At 74.6% G+C, this 14,701-nt stretch carries 11 protein-coding genes; all 11 read right to left on the bottom strand.

All coding sequences use genetic code 11. The features are described 5' to 3' along the window. Positions 1-63 precede the first annotated feature (63 nt). Complete coding sequence (locus D9R02_RS08900) at positions 64-1,005, bottom strand: glycosyltransferase family 2 protein (RefSeq protein WP_183085975.1); 942 nt, start codon at positions 1,003-1,005, stop codon at positions 64-66. Further along, positions 1,002-2,144, bottom strand: a complete 1,143-nt coding sequence (locus D9R02_RS08905) for a glycosyltransferase family 4 protein (protein WP_121566769.1) — start codon at positions 2,142-2,144, stop codon at positions 1,002-1,004. The genes D9R02_RS08900 and D9R02_RS08905 overlap by 4 nt, the downstream gene beginning before the upstream one ends. Continuing rightward, the gene (locus D9R02_RS08910; RefSeq protein WP_147435343.1) at positions 2,141-3,436 is read right to left on the bottom strand and encodes an O-antigen ligase family protein; all 1,296 of its coding nucleotides are present in this window, start codon (positions 3,434-3,436) and stop codon (positions 2,141-2,143) included. Before D9R02_RS08910 ends, D9R02_RS08905 begins: the two co-directional genes overlap by 4 nt. Next, positions 3,433-4,698: a glycosyltransferase family 4 protein gene (locus D9R02_RS08915; protein ID WP_183085976.1), complete on the bottom strand. Its 1,266-nt coding sequence runs from the start codon at positions 4,696-4,698 to the stop codon at positions 3,433-3,435. Before D9R02_RS08915 ends, D9R02_RS08910 begins: the two co-directional genes overlap by 4 nt. Continuing rightward, positions 4,698-6,686 (bottom strand): N-acetylneuraminate synthase family protein, encoded by a 1,989-nt coding sequence (locus D9R02_RS08920; RefSeq protein WP_121566771.1) that lies wholly within the window; start codon positions 6,684-6,686, stop codon positions 4,698-4,700. Before D9R02_RS08920 ends, D9R02_RS08915 begins: the two co-directional genes overlap by 1 nt. Then, positions 6,683-7,411, bottom strand: coding sequence for an acylneuraminate cytidylyltransferase family protein (locus tag D9R02_RS08925; protein ID WP_121566772.1), 729 nt, complete (start codon positions 7,409-7,411; stop codon positions 6,683-6,685). Before D9R02_RS08925 ends, D9R02_RS08920 begins: the two co-directional genes overlap by 4 nt. Next, on the bottom strand, positions 7,408-8,577 hold the full coding sequence (locus D9R02_RS08930; protein ID WP_121566777.1) for an RNA-binding protein: 1,170 nt from the start codon (positions 8,575-8,577) through the stop codon (positions 7,408-7,410). Before D9R02_RS08930 ends, D9R02_RS08925 begins: the two co-directional genes overlap by 4 nt. Next, positions 8,574-9,575, bottom strand: coding sequence for a CgeB family protein (locus D9R02_RS08935; RefSeq protein WP_259463937.1), 1,002 nt, complete (start codon positions 9,573-9,575; stop codon positions 8,574-8,576). Before D9R02_RS08935 ends, D9R02_RS08930 begins: the two co-directional genes overlap by 4 nt. Positions 9,576-9,610: 35 nt before the next feature. After that, the gene (locus tag D9R02_RS08940) at positions 9,611-10,639 is read right to left on the bottom strand and encodes a glycosyltransferase family 2 protein (protein ID WP_259463938.1); all 1,029 of its coding nucleotides are present in this window, start codon (positions 10,637-10,639) and stop codon (positions 9,611-9,613) included. Between the two features lie 75 nt (positions 10,640-10,714). After that, the gene (locus D9R02_RS08945; RefSeq protein ID WP_121566774.1) at positions 10,715-12,901 is read right to left on the bottom strand and encodes a glycosyltransferase; all 2,187 of its coding nucleotides are present in this window, start codon (positions 12,899-12,901) and stop codon (positions 10,715-10,717) included. After that, the coding region (locus D9R02_RS08950; protein WP_147435344.1) for an ABC transporter ATP-binding protein at positions 12,898-14,701 on the bottom strand (1,804 nt) is incomplete at its 5' end. The genes D9R02_RS08945 and D9R02_RS08950, both read right to left, overlap by 4 nt.

The raw sequence follows: 14,701 nt of genomic DNA on the forward strand, positions 1-14,701 counted from the left end.
GGCCATGGGGGGTGTCCCCTCGTCGGATGGGGGTCCGATGTGCTGCGGTGCGGGCGGGGGCCCTCAGAACCTGCTGCCGGCCCGGCGGGGGTGCCGCGCCCCGGCGGCGTTGGCGGCCTCCACGAGAAGGGCGACCGCTTTCTCGGCCGCCCAGGGGGGCAGACGGTCCGAGACGGCGTCGAGAGCGGGGCACACGACCGCAAGGGTTCTCTCGGTGACCAGTTTAGCCGTGACCAGCACCGATACCCGCCAGGGGGTGAGACGACCCCCGTCCGCGGGTTCTGCGAGCGGGCCGTGGATCTCCCGGAAGCGCCGCCGGGCGGCCCCCGCGTGCAGGGCGCGCACGGTGCGCGAACGGGTGGTCGTGGCACCCATCCGGTGCTCGGTGGTCAGCTCCGGTGCCACGAGCACAGGGATGCCCGCAGAGTGCAGCCGGAACCCGTAGTCCACGTCCTCCCACCCGTAGCCCCGGTACCGCTCGTCGTAGGGTCCAATGCTCCGGGCCGTGTCCGAGGTGACGGAGACGTTGCCGCCCCACAGCCGCCACACGCGCTCCGGGGGGCAGTCCTGCGCGGCCCGCAGGGACCGTTCGGACGCGGCGTTGCCGTAGGACCGGGCGAAGGCGGTGTCCGGCAGGACGTTGTGGCACGGCCCCACCACGGCCATCGTGCGCCCCTCGTGACGCCGCACGTGACCCGCCACGAACTCCGGCCCGGGAACGAGGTCGTCGTCGCACCGGATGAGCACGCGCCCGCGGGCCGCGCGGATGCCGGCGTTGAGGGCGCCCGCGCGGCCGACGTTCTCGGGCAGCACCACGGGTTCCAGCCGGAGGGTTCCCCGTGCGGCCCAGGACCGGATCACCTCCTCCGAGCCGTCGATGTCCCCGTCCACCACGAGAACCACCTCGAAGTCCCTGGTGCTCTGCTGCTCGAGCGCGGCGAGCAGCACCGGGAGACGCCGCGCGCCACCCCGGGTGGGGACCACGACCGACGCGGCCGGGCTCACGGGAGGATCCCCAGGTCCCGGAGCAGTCCGGCCACCCGCTCGCGGCCGGCGGCCGGGCTCCAGAGCGCTTCCCAGCGGCGTCGGGCCCGGGCGACGGCGTGCTCGCCCGCTTCCGTGCCCAGCGCACCGAGGGCCTGGCGCAGGACGCACGCGAGTGACACCGGATCCTCGACGCCCGCCACCCAGGGGTGGTCGGGGCCCACCACCTCGGGAAGCGCGCCGGCGTCGGTGACCACCACGGGCACCCCGGCGGCCATGGCCTCAGCGGCCACGAGACCGAACGACTCCGGCACCCGGGAGGGGCACACGAGCACGTCCACGCGCGAGAGGAAGTCACGGCGCTGCACCCACCCCTCCCGGAGCAGCCTGGCCCCCAGCCTTCCCATGGCCCGTGAGAGCTCCTCCGCCTGCTCCTCGGAGACGAACAGCGCCTCCCCGCCCACGCGCACCACCGGCCGCAGCGCCACGCCCTGCTCGTCGAGCAGCTCCACGGCCTTCACCAGGTCCACCAGGCCCTTCTCCGGGGCGATCCGCCCCAGGTACCCCACGACCGGCGGCTCCCCGGTCCGGCGACCACGCGGGGCGGTGGCGTCGAACGGCTCGGCCGCCGGGGCGCCGTCGTGGTCTCCGCGGGTTCCGGGACCGAGGGAGGTGTCCTCGCTCCAGTTGCCGAGGACGTGGGCGCGGCGGGCCAGGTGACGGGGGAGGAACCCGCGCGTGGACTCGGAGGGAACCACCACGGCCCGGCTGCCGGCGGCCGCGGCGGCCAGCACCGGCATCTGCGCGCGGGTCGGAACACGGTGGACGTGCGCGATGCGTCCCGGGATCCCAGCCGTGGCCACCACCGGACGCAGACCGTGGCACCACACGGGCGCTCCGGCATCCTGCGCCCGCACACCCGCCACGGCCCTGCGGGCGGCCCGGGCGGCCCGCCACCAGGGATCCTCCGGGTGGGTGGGCACCTCGACGGTGGCGTGGCCCGCGCACCGGGCCGCCGAGAGCACGTGCGAGGGGGCGGTGGGTGCCACCACCACGGGTTCCATCCCCACGGCGGTGAGGGCGTCCGCGCACGCGAGGAGCATGACCTCACCCCCGCCCAGGTCCCCGTGGCCGGCCACCAGGACGATGCGCCCGCTCACTTCAGGTTCCCCGCGACCTGACCGCGCGCGATCCGTCTGGCCCACCTGTCGAGCCGCTCCTGCTCGCGCTCCGCCCGCAGCTGCGCCCGCTGCACCGCCAGGTGGTGGCCGGCGAAGCCCAGCACCAGCGCACCCGGGATGGCCAGGAACACCTCGCCCAGGTTGGTGGCACACACCGCCAGCGCCACAAGTGCCCCCTCGAGCCAGACCGAGCGTCGCGCGGTGGGCAGCGCCACGAGCGCCACGAACGTGGCCGCGAACAGCCCCACCACCAGGGCGAAGCCGATCCACCCGGCCTCTGCCCGGATGGCCAGGTAGGAGTCGTGGAAGAAGAACGTCATGTCGTCCAGCTGCACCTGCGCACTGCCCGCCCCGTTGCCCACGAGCGGCTGCTGGGCCACGAGCAGCTGCTCCTGCTCGGAGATGCGCTCACGCAGCGCGTCCGAGCCCTCCCGCCCCTCGAACGGCCCCGTGGTGGCCACGGAGTCCGGCAGCCGGAGGATCCAGGCGACCGCGGCCACCACACCCAGCACGCCCAGGATCCTGTTGAGCCGCCCTCCGAGCACCATCCAGAGGAGGGCGATTCCTGCCGCGAGCCAGGTGGTGCGGGAGAACGTCATCACCAGCGCGGTGATCCCCACGAGCAGCACCACCACGGTGGTCTTCTTGGACGGCAGGTACGGCAGGCTCAGCAGCAGCACGGTGAGCAGGAAGAGGCCGGCGGTGTTGGGGTCCCCGAACCAGCCCGTGACGCGGCCCTCGTAGGCGCTGCTGCCGATGGTGGCCAGGGCGTGCGCTCCGGCCACCGTGATCCCGAGCGCGAGCCCCCGTGCCGCCATGAACAGGGGAATCCGCCCGGAGGAGAGCACCAGGGCAGTGGCCGCCCACAGCGAGATGCTCGCGATCCGTTTGGCGTCCACCTCGCCGTTGAGCACGGAGGCCACCGCCATCCAGACGGGCACGAGCACGATCGCCAGGGGGAACCAGGTGGGTCGCGGTGGCGCCGTGGAGGCGAAGAAGAGCGAGCCCAGCACCAGGGGCACGAGTGCCACCGAGCTCAGGGGCAGCGGGGCGCCCGGGATCTCCTGTCCCTCGCACACCGCGGCGGCGAACAGCAGCAGCACGGGGATCGCGCTGGAGACACCCTGCCGGATGCCGGCCGTCTCCACGCCCGTGAAGCGGTCCGCGAGCATCCGCTGCACGGCCGAGGCGCCTCCCCGCGGGGACGCGCGGTGCTCGGCTCGTCCCCTGGCGCCCCAGGCGCCCGTCTCGGTTGCGGTGTGAGTCCTCATGCGGGGGTCCCCGTCCTGTCAAGAAGCATCGTGTACAGCGCGCTCACCGCGCGGGTGGTGTCCTGGGGCGTGGGCCAGTCGGTCGGCGGCCCGGGGCGTCTGCGGGGATCGGCCTGCTCCGCGACCGTGCGGGCCACGGCCGCGGGAAGCTCCGGGTGCCCCGGGGGCACCAGGCACCGCGCCGGCAGGATCTCAGCGTTCCCACCCACGTCGGTGGCCACCACCCCGAGCCCGGACGCGGCGGCGTCGAGCAGGGTGTAGGAGCAGTTCTCCCAGCGCGAGAGCTGGACCACCACGTCGTGCTCGGCCATGGGCGTGCGGGGGTCCAGGTGCCCGGGCAGGGTCACGCGGTCCGTGAGGCCGAGGCGTTCGACGCGCGCCAGGAGCCGGTGGCGCTCCTCCCCCTCCCCGGCCAGGGTGAGCCGCGCTCCAGGGTGGGTGGTGCGCAGCAGGGCCAGGCTGTCGAGCAGGGCGTCCAGGTTCTTCTCCGGAGCCAGCCGGCTCAGGGACAGCACGCGCGGGGCGTCCGGTGCAGGGCGCGGCGCGGCCGTGGGCTCCGGGCGGTCGATCCCGTTGGGGACCACGACGACGCCGCGGGCGCCCCACCGCTCCCGCATCACCGCCGCGGTTGCGTGCGACACGGCGATCGCCGCGTCCGTGCGCCGCAGCCTGCGCGTGTGCAGGGCGGCCATCGCGCGGGCACGCCGTGGGTTCGCGTGGTAGAGCCCGGGGTCGCCCGCGATCCCGTGCTCGGTGCTGACCAGCAGCGGCACGCCCCCGACGCGTGCGCGTCCCGGGACACCGGGCACGCGCAGCCCCCGAAGGACCGCGGCGCACACGAGGTCCGCGTAGGCCAGGTGGGAGTGCACCACTGCGGGGCGCAGGGTGCGCACCGCGTGGCGCAGCGTGGCCGCCGACGCCGCGGCCGCCCGGACCGTGCCCGCCACCCGGTGCGCGGCGTCGTCGCCGTCCGTGTCGTGGGAGGCGCCGTCCACCCCGTGCGAGACCCCGTCCGTGCCGTGGGGAGCCACGCCCGGGGTGCGGATCGCTGCCCCCGAGCCGCCGGACGCGGCGCCCGGGCCGAAGGGCCCGGTGAGGACGGCGACACCGGCGGCGTGCAGCTCGTCCGCCAGGCGCCCGGGTGGGCACAGCACGGCCAGCCGGAATCCGGGGATGCCCGCGCGCGCCACGTCCAGGACGTAGCGCGCCACTCCCCCGGTGTCCGAGACCGGGGTGACCCACAGGGCGAGGGGATCGAGCATCAGAACCACCGCTCCAGCCGTTCCAGGGCGGTCCAGAAGCCGTGGCCGCCGTCCACGTGACCCATCCAGATCTCGGGGATGAAGCCCGCGTCCGGGCAGTGCACGGACAGTCGCCGCGCGAGGTCCGCGAAGTCCACGTCCCCCTCGCCCACCTGCACGCCCTCACCGTCCACACCGGTGGCGTCCACCACGTGGAGGTGGGCGGTGCGCGGCGCCAGCAGGTCCACCGCGTCCGCGAACGGGAGATCCAGGAACGTGGCGGCGAGCTGACTGTGGGAGACGTCCAGGGTCAGGGGGACGTCGAACGCGCGGGAGAACTCGGCGGTGTCCCTCGGGTCCACGAACAGGTTGTGGAACCACTGCCCGCCCAGCAGCCACGGGAACGGCGGCAGCGTCTGGGCGGTGAGCCGCACCCCGGAGGAGTCCAACCGGGCCAGTGCCGCGCCGATGCGCTCGTAACCCCGGGCTCGCTCGGACTCCGGGATGTGGCCGTGGCGGGTGAAGCCGCCCATGGTGAGGACCATGAGCGGGTCCTGCTCGCCCTCGAAGAACGGGACCAGCTCCCGGGTGCGGTGGATGGTGCGCTGCACCTCCGCGATCGAGCGCTCCCACGTGGCGGGGTCCGGGCTCGCGAGGTCCACCACGAAGTCCCCCGGGAACAGGTCCGGCAGGTGGGTGGTGAACGCCGTGGGCAGGCGTCCGGTGAAGACCGACGCGGGGTCCAGGTCAAGGTCACGCGCGGAGAAGTGGAACTCCAGGAAGTCCGGCTCCCGGTCACCCATGAGCTCCCGGGCGTCGTGGTACCGCACGGGGATCCCCCAGGGGCGGTCGAAGCGGTAGGTCCGCGCGCGGGTCGCCTCCCGGCGCAGGTCGCCCGGGTAGAAGAAGTCACCCTCCGCGACCGTGCGGTGCATCCTGCGCCCCACCAGTTCCTGCATCCGGTCCGGCTGCAGTCCGCGCCCGGGGCTGCGCACCGTGACATCCTCCGCGCGCACCCGCTCCCCCTGCGCAACCGTGCGGGCTGCCACCAGGGACGTGGCCAGGTTCACGCGGTTCATGGACTCCCCGGGGGTCACCCGGCGGGGTTCCGCGGTGCCGATGGCCTGCTCCACCTGGCGGATCTGCTCGACCATCTGCGCGAACTCGTGGGGCAGCAGGGACACTGCGTGGTCGTTGCCCTCCATGTCCCGGTCCACCGTGAAGTGCTTCTCCACGATGTGCGCCCCGCGTGCCACGGCGGCCACCGGAACGTGGCTGCCGCGTTCGTGCCCGGAGTACCCCACGGGGCCCCCGCCGAGCTCCGCGAGCCGGTCCATGTACGCGATGTTGAGGTCCTTGTACGGCGCGGGGTAGGTGGACTGGCACTGCAGCAGGGCGAACGGGGCGCCCACCTCCCGCAGCACGGCCACGGCGTCCAGGATCTCGTCCTCGCTGGACATCCCCGTGGACACGATCAGCGGCACACCGCGGGAGCCCGCGTCGCGCAGCAGCCCGTGGTGGGTGAGGTCTGCGGAGGCGATCTTGAACGCGGGGACCCCGTACTGCGCCAGCACCTGCACGGAGGGCGGGTCCCACGGCGTGCACAGGGCGTCGATGTCCCGGGCCCGGCAGTGCTCGAGCACCTCGAGCATCTGCGCGGCGTCCAGCGAGAACCGGGACAGCAGGTCCAGCGTGTACTGGACCCCCAGGTCCTCTCCGTCCGAGGCCGCTCCGGCCTGGCGGTAGAGGGCGTCCAGGTCCCGCAGCTGGAACTTCACGGCGTCCGCGCCGGCCTCCTGGGCGAGGTCCACGAGGTGCTTGGCGAGCGCCACGGAGCCGTTGTGGTTGTTGCCGATCTCCGCGATCAGCAGCGCCGGGTGCCCCGCGCCCACCGTGTGCCGGCCGATGCGCAGCTCGCCCCCGCCCGGCTCGCGCACCGGCTCCGGGGCACGACGCCGCACGGTCCCGTCCGCGACCCGCCGCGCGCGGGCGTCCGTCTCCGCCGTCATGCCGCACCTCCCGAGCCGGGGTCCGCAGACCCCCGGGAGAGCTCGTGCTCCTGGCGCCGCAGATACCGCTCGGCGAGCTCGAGGTCCTGGAACGTGTCGATGTCCACGCCCTCCTCCTCGGCCATGACGAACAGGCCGATCTCGCCGCCCAGCCGGTTGTCCAGGCGCTCGTAGATCTCGGTGCGGGTGATGTAGAGGGAGCCCGTCTCCCGGTAGCGCTTGTCCGTGGGTCCCATGTCCTGTCGGCGTGGCCGCGCATCCACCGGGTAGGCCGCGCGCGGCGGGTCGGTGAGCTCCCACAGGAACGGCGCCACGGGAACCACCCCCACCATCGAGTCCACGCCGGTCTCCGCGAACTGCGCGACGGCGCGGTCCAGGGTGCCGGGCTGGCGCACCGGGGAGGTGGCCTGCAGCAGCATCACGGCGTCCGGGCGCCGGCCCTGCGCGGTGCGGGCGTCGATCGCGTGGCGGATCACGGGTTCGGTGGGGGTCTCGTCCCGCGCGAGCTCGGCGGGGCGCAGGAAGGGGACGTCCGCACCCGCGGCCCGTGCGACGTCGGCGATCTCCTGGTCGTCCGTGGAGACGAGGACGTCCAGGGCGGGCCGGGCGGCGAGCGCCTGCTCGATGGTCCAGACCACGAGAGGGCGCCCGGCCACGGAACGCACGTTCTTGCGCGGCACGCCCTTGGAGCCGCCGCGCACGGGGATCACGCACAGGATGTTCACGGGACCTCCCGGTGGCTCGGATCGACGACGCCGCCCGCGAGCTCCCGCAGGATGCGCGCCACCGCGCGGGCCGGCTCCTCGGCGGGCACCGCGGGCGCGGGTGTGGCCGGTGCCGACCCGCTCGGGGCGGCGGCACCGGCGGGCGTCCCGTTCCAGCGGGCCATGCCGTACCGGCCCCAGAAGGCCTCGAGCCAGCGCGGCGGGGCGGGGTGCGTGACGCGGGCGGGAAGACCGCGCGCGGCGGCCTCGAGCACACCCGTGGAGAACACGGAGCCCACGGGCGCGTCCACCTCGGTGAGAGCGTCCCCGACGCGGTCCACCGCGAGTCCCCTGGCCCGCCACACGGCGTGCTGGGCGCGGGAGAGTCTGTCCGTCTCCCCGGGGTGCGGCCGGTAGAGCGCCCCCGTGCTCGCGCAGAAGAGCTGGGCCGCACGGGCGCTGTCCCGGCGCGGGAGCTCCGCGCCGTGCAGCTGCCCCAGGAACACGGGGCGGTGGCCCGCGGCGGACCCGGACGCGCGGTGCTCGGGCCGGGACGCGGTCCACAGCAGCTGCGAGCCGACCACCCGGCTGCTCACGTCCTCCCGCCGCCAGCCGTAGAACGCGGCGTCCTGCTCGGAGAACGCGAGCAGCAGCGAGTCCGCCGGCAGGGGCGGTGCGAACGGCGTGAGCAGACCGTGCTGGACCACGGCGAACGCGGCCCCGAGGGCGCCCGCCCAGTGGTGCGCGCGGGCCCCCGCGGGAAGGTAGTCCCCCGTGGCGGCCACGGCGCGCAGCCCATCCAGCACCTCGGGCACACTGGTGCCGGGCGCCTCTGTGCCGCGCCACAGTGCGGGGTCCTCACCGTGGGCGGCCAGGGCGTCCCGCGCGGGTTGCGGGGACAGCACGGCCACGTCCGTCCCGTCCAGGTGGGCGAGCGGGCGCAGGACGGCGGCGATCTGGGTGGGCGTGGTGGCGTCCACCGCGAGCAGCACCGCTGGGTGCTCACCGCGCCACGCGAGGTGCAGGGTGGGTGCTCCGGCGGGGTCGGGTCCACGACCGGGGCGCAGCGCTCCCACAGCGCGGTCCCGGGCGGCGCGCAGGGGGTGCGCCCCGCGCTGCCACTGCCGCCACAGCCCGAGGTCTCGGGGGAAGGCGAGGTGCCCCGAGGGAATGCTGCCCAGGATCATGACCAGCACCTCTCCACCAGCGCGACCCGGTGCGCGAACGTGTGCTCCGCGAGCGTGCGGCGTCGTCCCCGCTCCCGGATGCCCTCCGCCCAGGCGGTGTCGCGACGGGCCCGCGCCGCCAGCTCGGCGAGCTCCTCCGGCGTGCGGTAGACCAGGGTCTCCGTGCCCACGTCGTAGAAGCGGGAGACGTCCTCCCGGTCCACGGCCTGCAGCCCCGCCATGCCGGGGACCTCGAACGTGCGCATGGACAGCCCCGCCTGGTCGCCGTGGGCGTTCACCGCGAGCAGCCCCTCCGCCTGGATGCGGTACGCGTCCGCGAGGGGGACGTCCCGCTCCGCCGGGAGGTCCGGGCGCGCCCAGCGCCACGTGCGCAGCCGGTCCACGGGGTGGTGGGACCAGCCCCGGCCCCACGCCCGCACGGGCACCCCCGCGCGGTGCACGGCGAGCAGCAGCCGCTCCCGGTTGGGGTACCACGAGCCCACGAAGACGACCTCCGGGCGGCGTGCCGGGCACGGTCTCGCGAGGCGGGGGTCGAAGCCGTTGGGGACGAAGTGGGCGTCCACGCCGTGGCCGGCGAGCATGGCCGTCTCGTCCGCGCTGTAGCTCAGCACGGGGCCCACCTCGCGGAGGAAGTCCAGGGAGTGCGGCTGGCGGGAGAGGTCGTCGTAGAGCCACAGGATGCTCGGGATCCCGCGGCCGCGCAGGGCCTCCCACACGCGGTCGTCCAGCAGGTCCCCCTTGATCACGACCACCCTGTCGGGGCGCACCTCGTTCAGCACGCGCAGGGTCCGCTCGGAGGCCCACGCACGGGCCGCTGCACCGTCCGGGACCCCCCACCGGGACAGCCCCACCCGGGCCGGGAGCTCGTGCGCCACCTTGTTGCGCACCTTCTCGCCCCAGGACGCGTAGGAGTCGTAGCAGTGCGTGCGCACCACGTAGCCGAGGTCCTCGAAGGCCGCGGCGATCGAGCGGTGGTACCCGTGGAACGCCGGGCTCACGAGTAGCAGCGTGGGCGTCCTGCCCGGTGCGGCGTTCACGAGGCACCCCCGGTCCGGGCGCGCAGAGCGGGGTGGACCAGCGCCAGCTCCTCCCGTGCCACGCGCACCGGATGGACGTCGCGTCCGGCCGCGGCGCGCGCGGTGTTCACCACGAGGTTTGCGCCCGTGGCCGCGGTCAGTGCGGCGGCGAGCGCCCGCGGGTGGCCCCAGCGCCGTGCGTACCGGGCGCGCGCGTCCACGAGCCAGGTGCGGCGGTGCGCGGCGTCCGAGGACCCGCCGCCGGCGTGGACCACGCTGACCCCTCCGGCCACGAGGGAGGGGATGCCGTGCTCGCGGAGTCTGCGCTGCAGGTCCACCTCCTCGGCGTTCATGAAGTACCCCTCGTCGAAGCCGCCCACGGCGCGCACCTGCTCGACCGGCAGCAGCATGGCCGCTCCCACCACCCAGTCCACGCTCGTGACGGCGTCCGGGCGCACGCGGGTGTCGTGCCCCACCAGTTCGTGCAGGGCCCGGGTGTGGCGCCAGCGCGCGAGCGGGGAGAGCCACTCCACGGTCTGGTGCCCGATCGAGGGGAAGTGCCGGCCGCTGTGCTGCTCGGTCCCGTCCGCGGAGAGCACCCGGGGGGCGACGACGCACGGGTGCCACGGGTGCGCGGCGTCCAGCATCTGCGCCACGAACCGCTCCCCCACGATCAGGTCGGAGTTGAGCACGAGTGCCAGCGGGGTGCGGACGCGGCCGAGGCCGGTGTTGACGTTCGCCCCGAACCCGCCGTTGCGCGCCCGGCGCACGAGCTCCACGGGGCGGGCGGGCGCCGGTTCGTTGTCCGCTCCGCCGGTTGCCACGCGGTCGTCGGGGGGAGCGGTCCCCGGACCCAGTGCGGTGTCGGGGGTGAGGGTGAAGGGGACGGGCGAGGCGTCGTCGGACACCACGATCCGCAGCCCGGGCACGTCCCGCTGCGCGCGCAGCTGGCGCAGCAGCGCACGAGTGGCCGCGGGGTCCCCGTAGTGGGGCACCACCACGGTCACGAGGTCGGACGCGGGGGCGCCCAGTTGGGGGGTGATCACGCATTCTCCCTGGTCAGGATCGCGAGTCGGCGGTGGCCCGCGCGGGGGTGGGGCGGCAACCGATGACGATTCATCCTATCGGGTGGAGGGCCAGAGCCGGGGTGCGGGCGGCCTGCCCAGCACCCGGTAGCGCAGGTGACCGGCCACCGTCCCCCACGCCCAGCCGAGCCCGTGCGCACTGGCACCGCCGTCCCTGCGCCCCCAGCCGTGCAGTGCGCCGGCCGTCACCTGGACGGCCTCCCGCACGGAGCCCGTGAAGGAGACCGGGGGCCGCACCCCGGTCTCGGCCAACCGGGTCCACAGCAGCATCCGGCCCTGGGCGTAGTGGAACGCCTGCCGGGCCTGTCCCCGAGCGTCCGGGCGCTGGGTGTAGAGGATGGCCGTGGAGTGCACGGGGTGCAGGGGGTGGCCGTGCGCCGTGAGCCGCCGGCAGAAGTCCACGTCCTCGTGGCCCGCCGGGAAGGACTCGTCGAATCCACCCACCTCCGCCCACACCGACCGGTGGATTCCCAGGGCCCCGCACAGCACGTAGTCCACGGAACCGAACACCGTGTGCAGCCCGGACTCCTGGGCCTGCTCCACGCCGCCCACCACGGGCACGGCGTCCGAGCCGACCACGGGGAACTCCTGCAGCGCCCGGGCCATCTCGCGGACCCAGTTCGGCTGCACGCGGTCGTCCGCGTCGCAGATCAGGATGTGCTCGGCCCGTGCCTGCTGGCAGCCGCGGTTGCGCGCGTGGCTCACACCCTGGCGGGCCGGGGCGCCCACCACACGCAGTCCGCACGGGAACGCGCCCGCCCAGCGCCGCGCCGTCGCCGCCGTGCCGTCCGTGGAACGGTTGTCCGCGACCACCACCTCGAACGGCGGGGCCCCCACCTGGTGCGCGAGCGCACCGAGCTGCCGCCCGATCGTCGCCGCCGCGTTGAACGCGGGAACCACCACCGTGACCTCGGGCTCCACGGTCTGTCCGCCGTGCCGTTCGCTGCCGCTGACCTCGCAACCGCTGTGTGCCGCGGGGGCGAGGGGCGGCACGGCCTCCGCGCCGTACAGCCGGGTGAGCGCCTCCCGGAAACCCCGCATCCCGTAGGCCTCGAACACCTCCCGCCGGGCCCGGCGGGAGCGCTCCTCGGCACGCGGCTGGTCCGCGAGCACCGTGAGCACGGCGTCCGCGAAGTCCTCCGGTGCATTCGCCACCCCCGCGAACCACCGGCCCGGGCCCACGCCCTCGGCCCCCACCGAGGTGGTGACCACGGGAACCCCGGCGGACAGCGCCTCCACGGTCTTGAACTTCAGTCCGGCTCCCCGCCGCAGCGGAACCACCACGGCGTGTGCCGCGGCGAGCAGCGGGTCCAGGTCCGGGACGAACCCCAGCAGCTCGACGCCGTGCTCCCCCGCCAGCCACGTCAGTTCCGGGCCTGCTCCGCCACCGGCCACCCGCACGCGCAGGTCCGGGTGGTGGGAGCGCAGCAGCGGCAGGACGCGCAGCGTGAACCAGCGCAGGGCGTCCTCGTTGACCTCCCGGGACAGCAGCGCGACCATCAGCAGCTCCGCAGACGCCGCAGAGGGAGCCCGCACGACGTCCCGGTGCCTGCCCCCCAGCGGCGGCGGGAGCACCGCCACCGGCACGGAGCCCTCCGAGAGCAGACGGGCGTCCTTCCGCGAGAGGACCGCCACGGCGTCGGGAGTGTGCGCACCGGGTGCCGCTCCGCCTGCCCGCGCCTCGATCGCGAGCGAGCGGCGTCGTGCCCAGGACCAGCGGGCGCGCAGCAGCCGCGAGCGCACGGAGGACCCCTCGATGCCGTCGCGGAACCGCTCGGCGACCTGGGACACCACGTCGTGCAGCGTGAGCACCACGCGCGCCCGGGGGTTCACGCGGCGCACCCACGGCACGAGCACGGCGTGCTCCTCCCACTGCAGGTCCACCACGTCCGCCGCGGCGACCGCCCGCAGTGCCTGCTCCGACTCCCGCAGACGACGGACGAACCACGGCTCGGCCACGCCCGTGCGGACGTACGTGTTCCAGCGTCTCTCCCAGGCGGACTCCACCCTTCCCGGGGAGGGCTCCACGACGATCAGCTGGTCGATGCGCGGATGGGGTGCGGCTCGCCGCACCGCGCCGCCGTCCTGGACGATGACCGTGAGGTGCACGCCGGGGTCGAGCGCGGCGACGACCTCCCGCAGCAGCAGGCCCCCGGCATGCTGGGGCACCTGTTCGGGCACGGCCTCGCTCACCATGACGAGCCGGGGGCCTGGGCGGTTCACGTGAGCTTCCCCAGCTCCACGAGGTGAGCGAACTCCTCGCTGTCCCGCAGCAGCTCGGCAAAGGTGCCCTGCGCGGCGATCCGGCCGTCCGCCATGAACATCAGCTGGTCCGCGTGCTTGACCGTGGAGAGCCGGTGGGCCACCACCAGGATGGTCATGTCACCGCGCAGCGAGTCGATCGTGCGGGTGATCCGCTCCTCGGTGAGGTTGTCCAGCGCGGACGTGGCCTCGTCCAGCACCAGCACGTCCGGGTCCCGGTAGAGCGCCCGCGCGATCCCCACGCGCTGACGCTGCCCTCCGGACAGCCGCACGCCGCGCTCCCCCAGGCGGGTGTCCAGGCCGTCGGGCAGAGCCGCGACGATGCCCGTGAGGTCGGCGCGCTCCACGGCGCCGGCCATGGCGGCGTCGTCGATCTGGTCGGCCTCGAGCCCGAACGCGATGTTCGCCCGCACCGTGTCGTCCATGAGGAAGACGTCCTGGGGCACCACGCCGATCTGCGAGTGCCACTGCGCGGGGTCCTCGAAGATGCTGCGGCCACCGCACGTCACTTCACCGGACGTGGGGCGCAACAGCGCGAGGACCACGTCCAGCAGGGTGGACTTCCCGGCTCCGGAGCCCCCCACGAACGCCACGGTGGTGCCTGTGGCGATGCGTGCCGAGACGTTCGTCAGCACGGGCTCCGAGGCATCCGGGTAGGCGAAGCTCACGTCCGAGAGCTCCAGGTCTCCGCGGTAGGGCAGACCCCCGGGACGCCGCGGGCGGTGCGTCTCGCCGGCTGCCAGATCGTCCAGCTGCCCGGTGAGGATCTCCAGACCCACCGCGCCCGCCCGCATGGAGGCGGTGGTGCCCAGTGCCCTGTTGAGCACGGGGACCATGCGCACCGCCGCCACCGCGAAGACCCCCAGGACGCTGAACGCCTCGGCGGGATCCATGAGGGCGAACAGCACCACCGCCACGAGGGCGACTCCCACGATGAGGGCGATCTCCAGGATGTACTTGGGCAGCTCGGACACGATCGAGAGCCGCCGGTGCGCGGACGCGTCCACCGCCAGGGCGTTGCCGTAGCCCGTCACGAACCGCTGGGCGGTGCCGCTGAGCCGGGACTCCCGGAACCCGTTGATCCCGGGCATCAGTGCCTCCCACGTGGCCAGCCCGCTGTCCGCGAGTTCCTGGGCGATGCGCCGGTGCGCGGGCTTGAGCAGCCGCTGCGTCCCCAGGGTCACGGTTCCGAAGAAGACCACGGCCAGCACGGCGGCCACGGGAGAGGCCGCGAACAGCACCGCGGTCACGGCCACGAGGGTCAGCAGATCCGGAGCCAGGGTCAGGAACCCCATGATCACCTGGTTGAACGTCTGTCCCACCGCGGCCGACAGCGCCCGGTGGACCTCGCTGAGCCTGCGCCCCCGGTGGTCCATGTAGGAGGAGGACATGTAGCGGCGGAAGAGCTCCGCCCCGGCCTCGGCGGCCAGCATGGTGGAGTGGCCCAGCAGCCACCACCGGAAGGCGATGGTGAGCAGGGACTTCACCAGGAAGGCGCCCGCCACCACTGCGGCCATGGCCACGATCACCGTGGCGGTGTCCGTGGTCCCGAGCCACCGTGCCAGCACGGCGGCGAAGCCGGATTCCAGGTCCCCACCGGCCACCAGCTGCATGAGGGGCAGCGTGGCGGCCACTCCGAGCATGTCCAGCCCGGCAATCACGAGCGAGCCGAGCACCGAGCCGACCATCCAGCCACGGTAGGGGTGGGAGAGCAGACCGAGCGCCTGCGCGATCCGACGGCCCACGATCCGGTACGTCCCC

The organism is Kocuria rhizophila (assembly GCF_003667225.1).
Lineage (GTDB): Bacteria > Actinomycetota > Actinomycetes > Actinomycetales > Micrococcaceae > Kocuria > Kocuria rhizophila.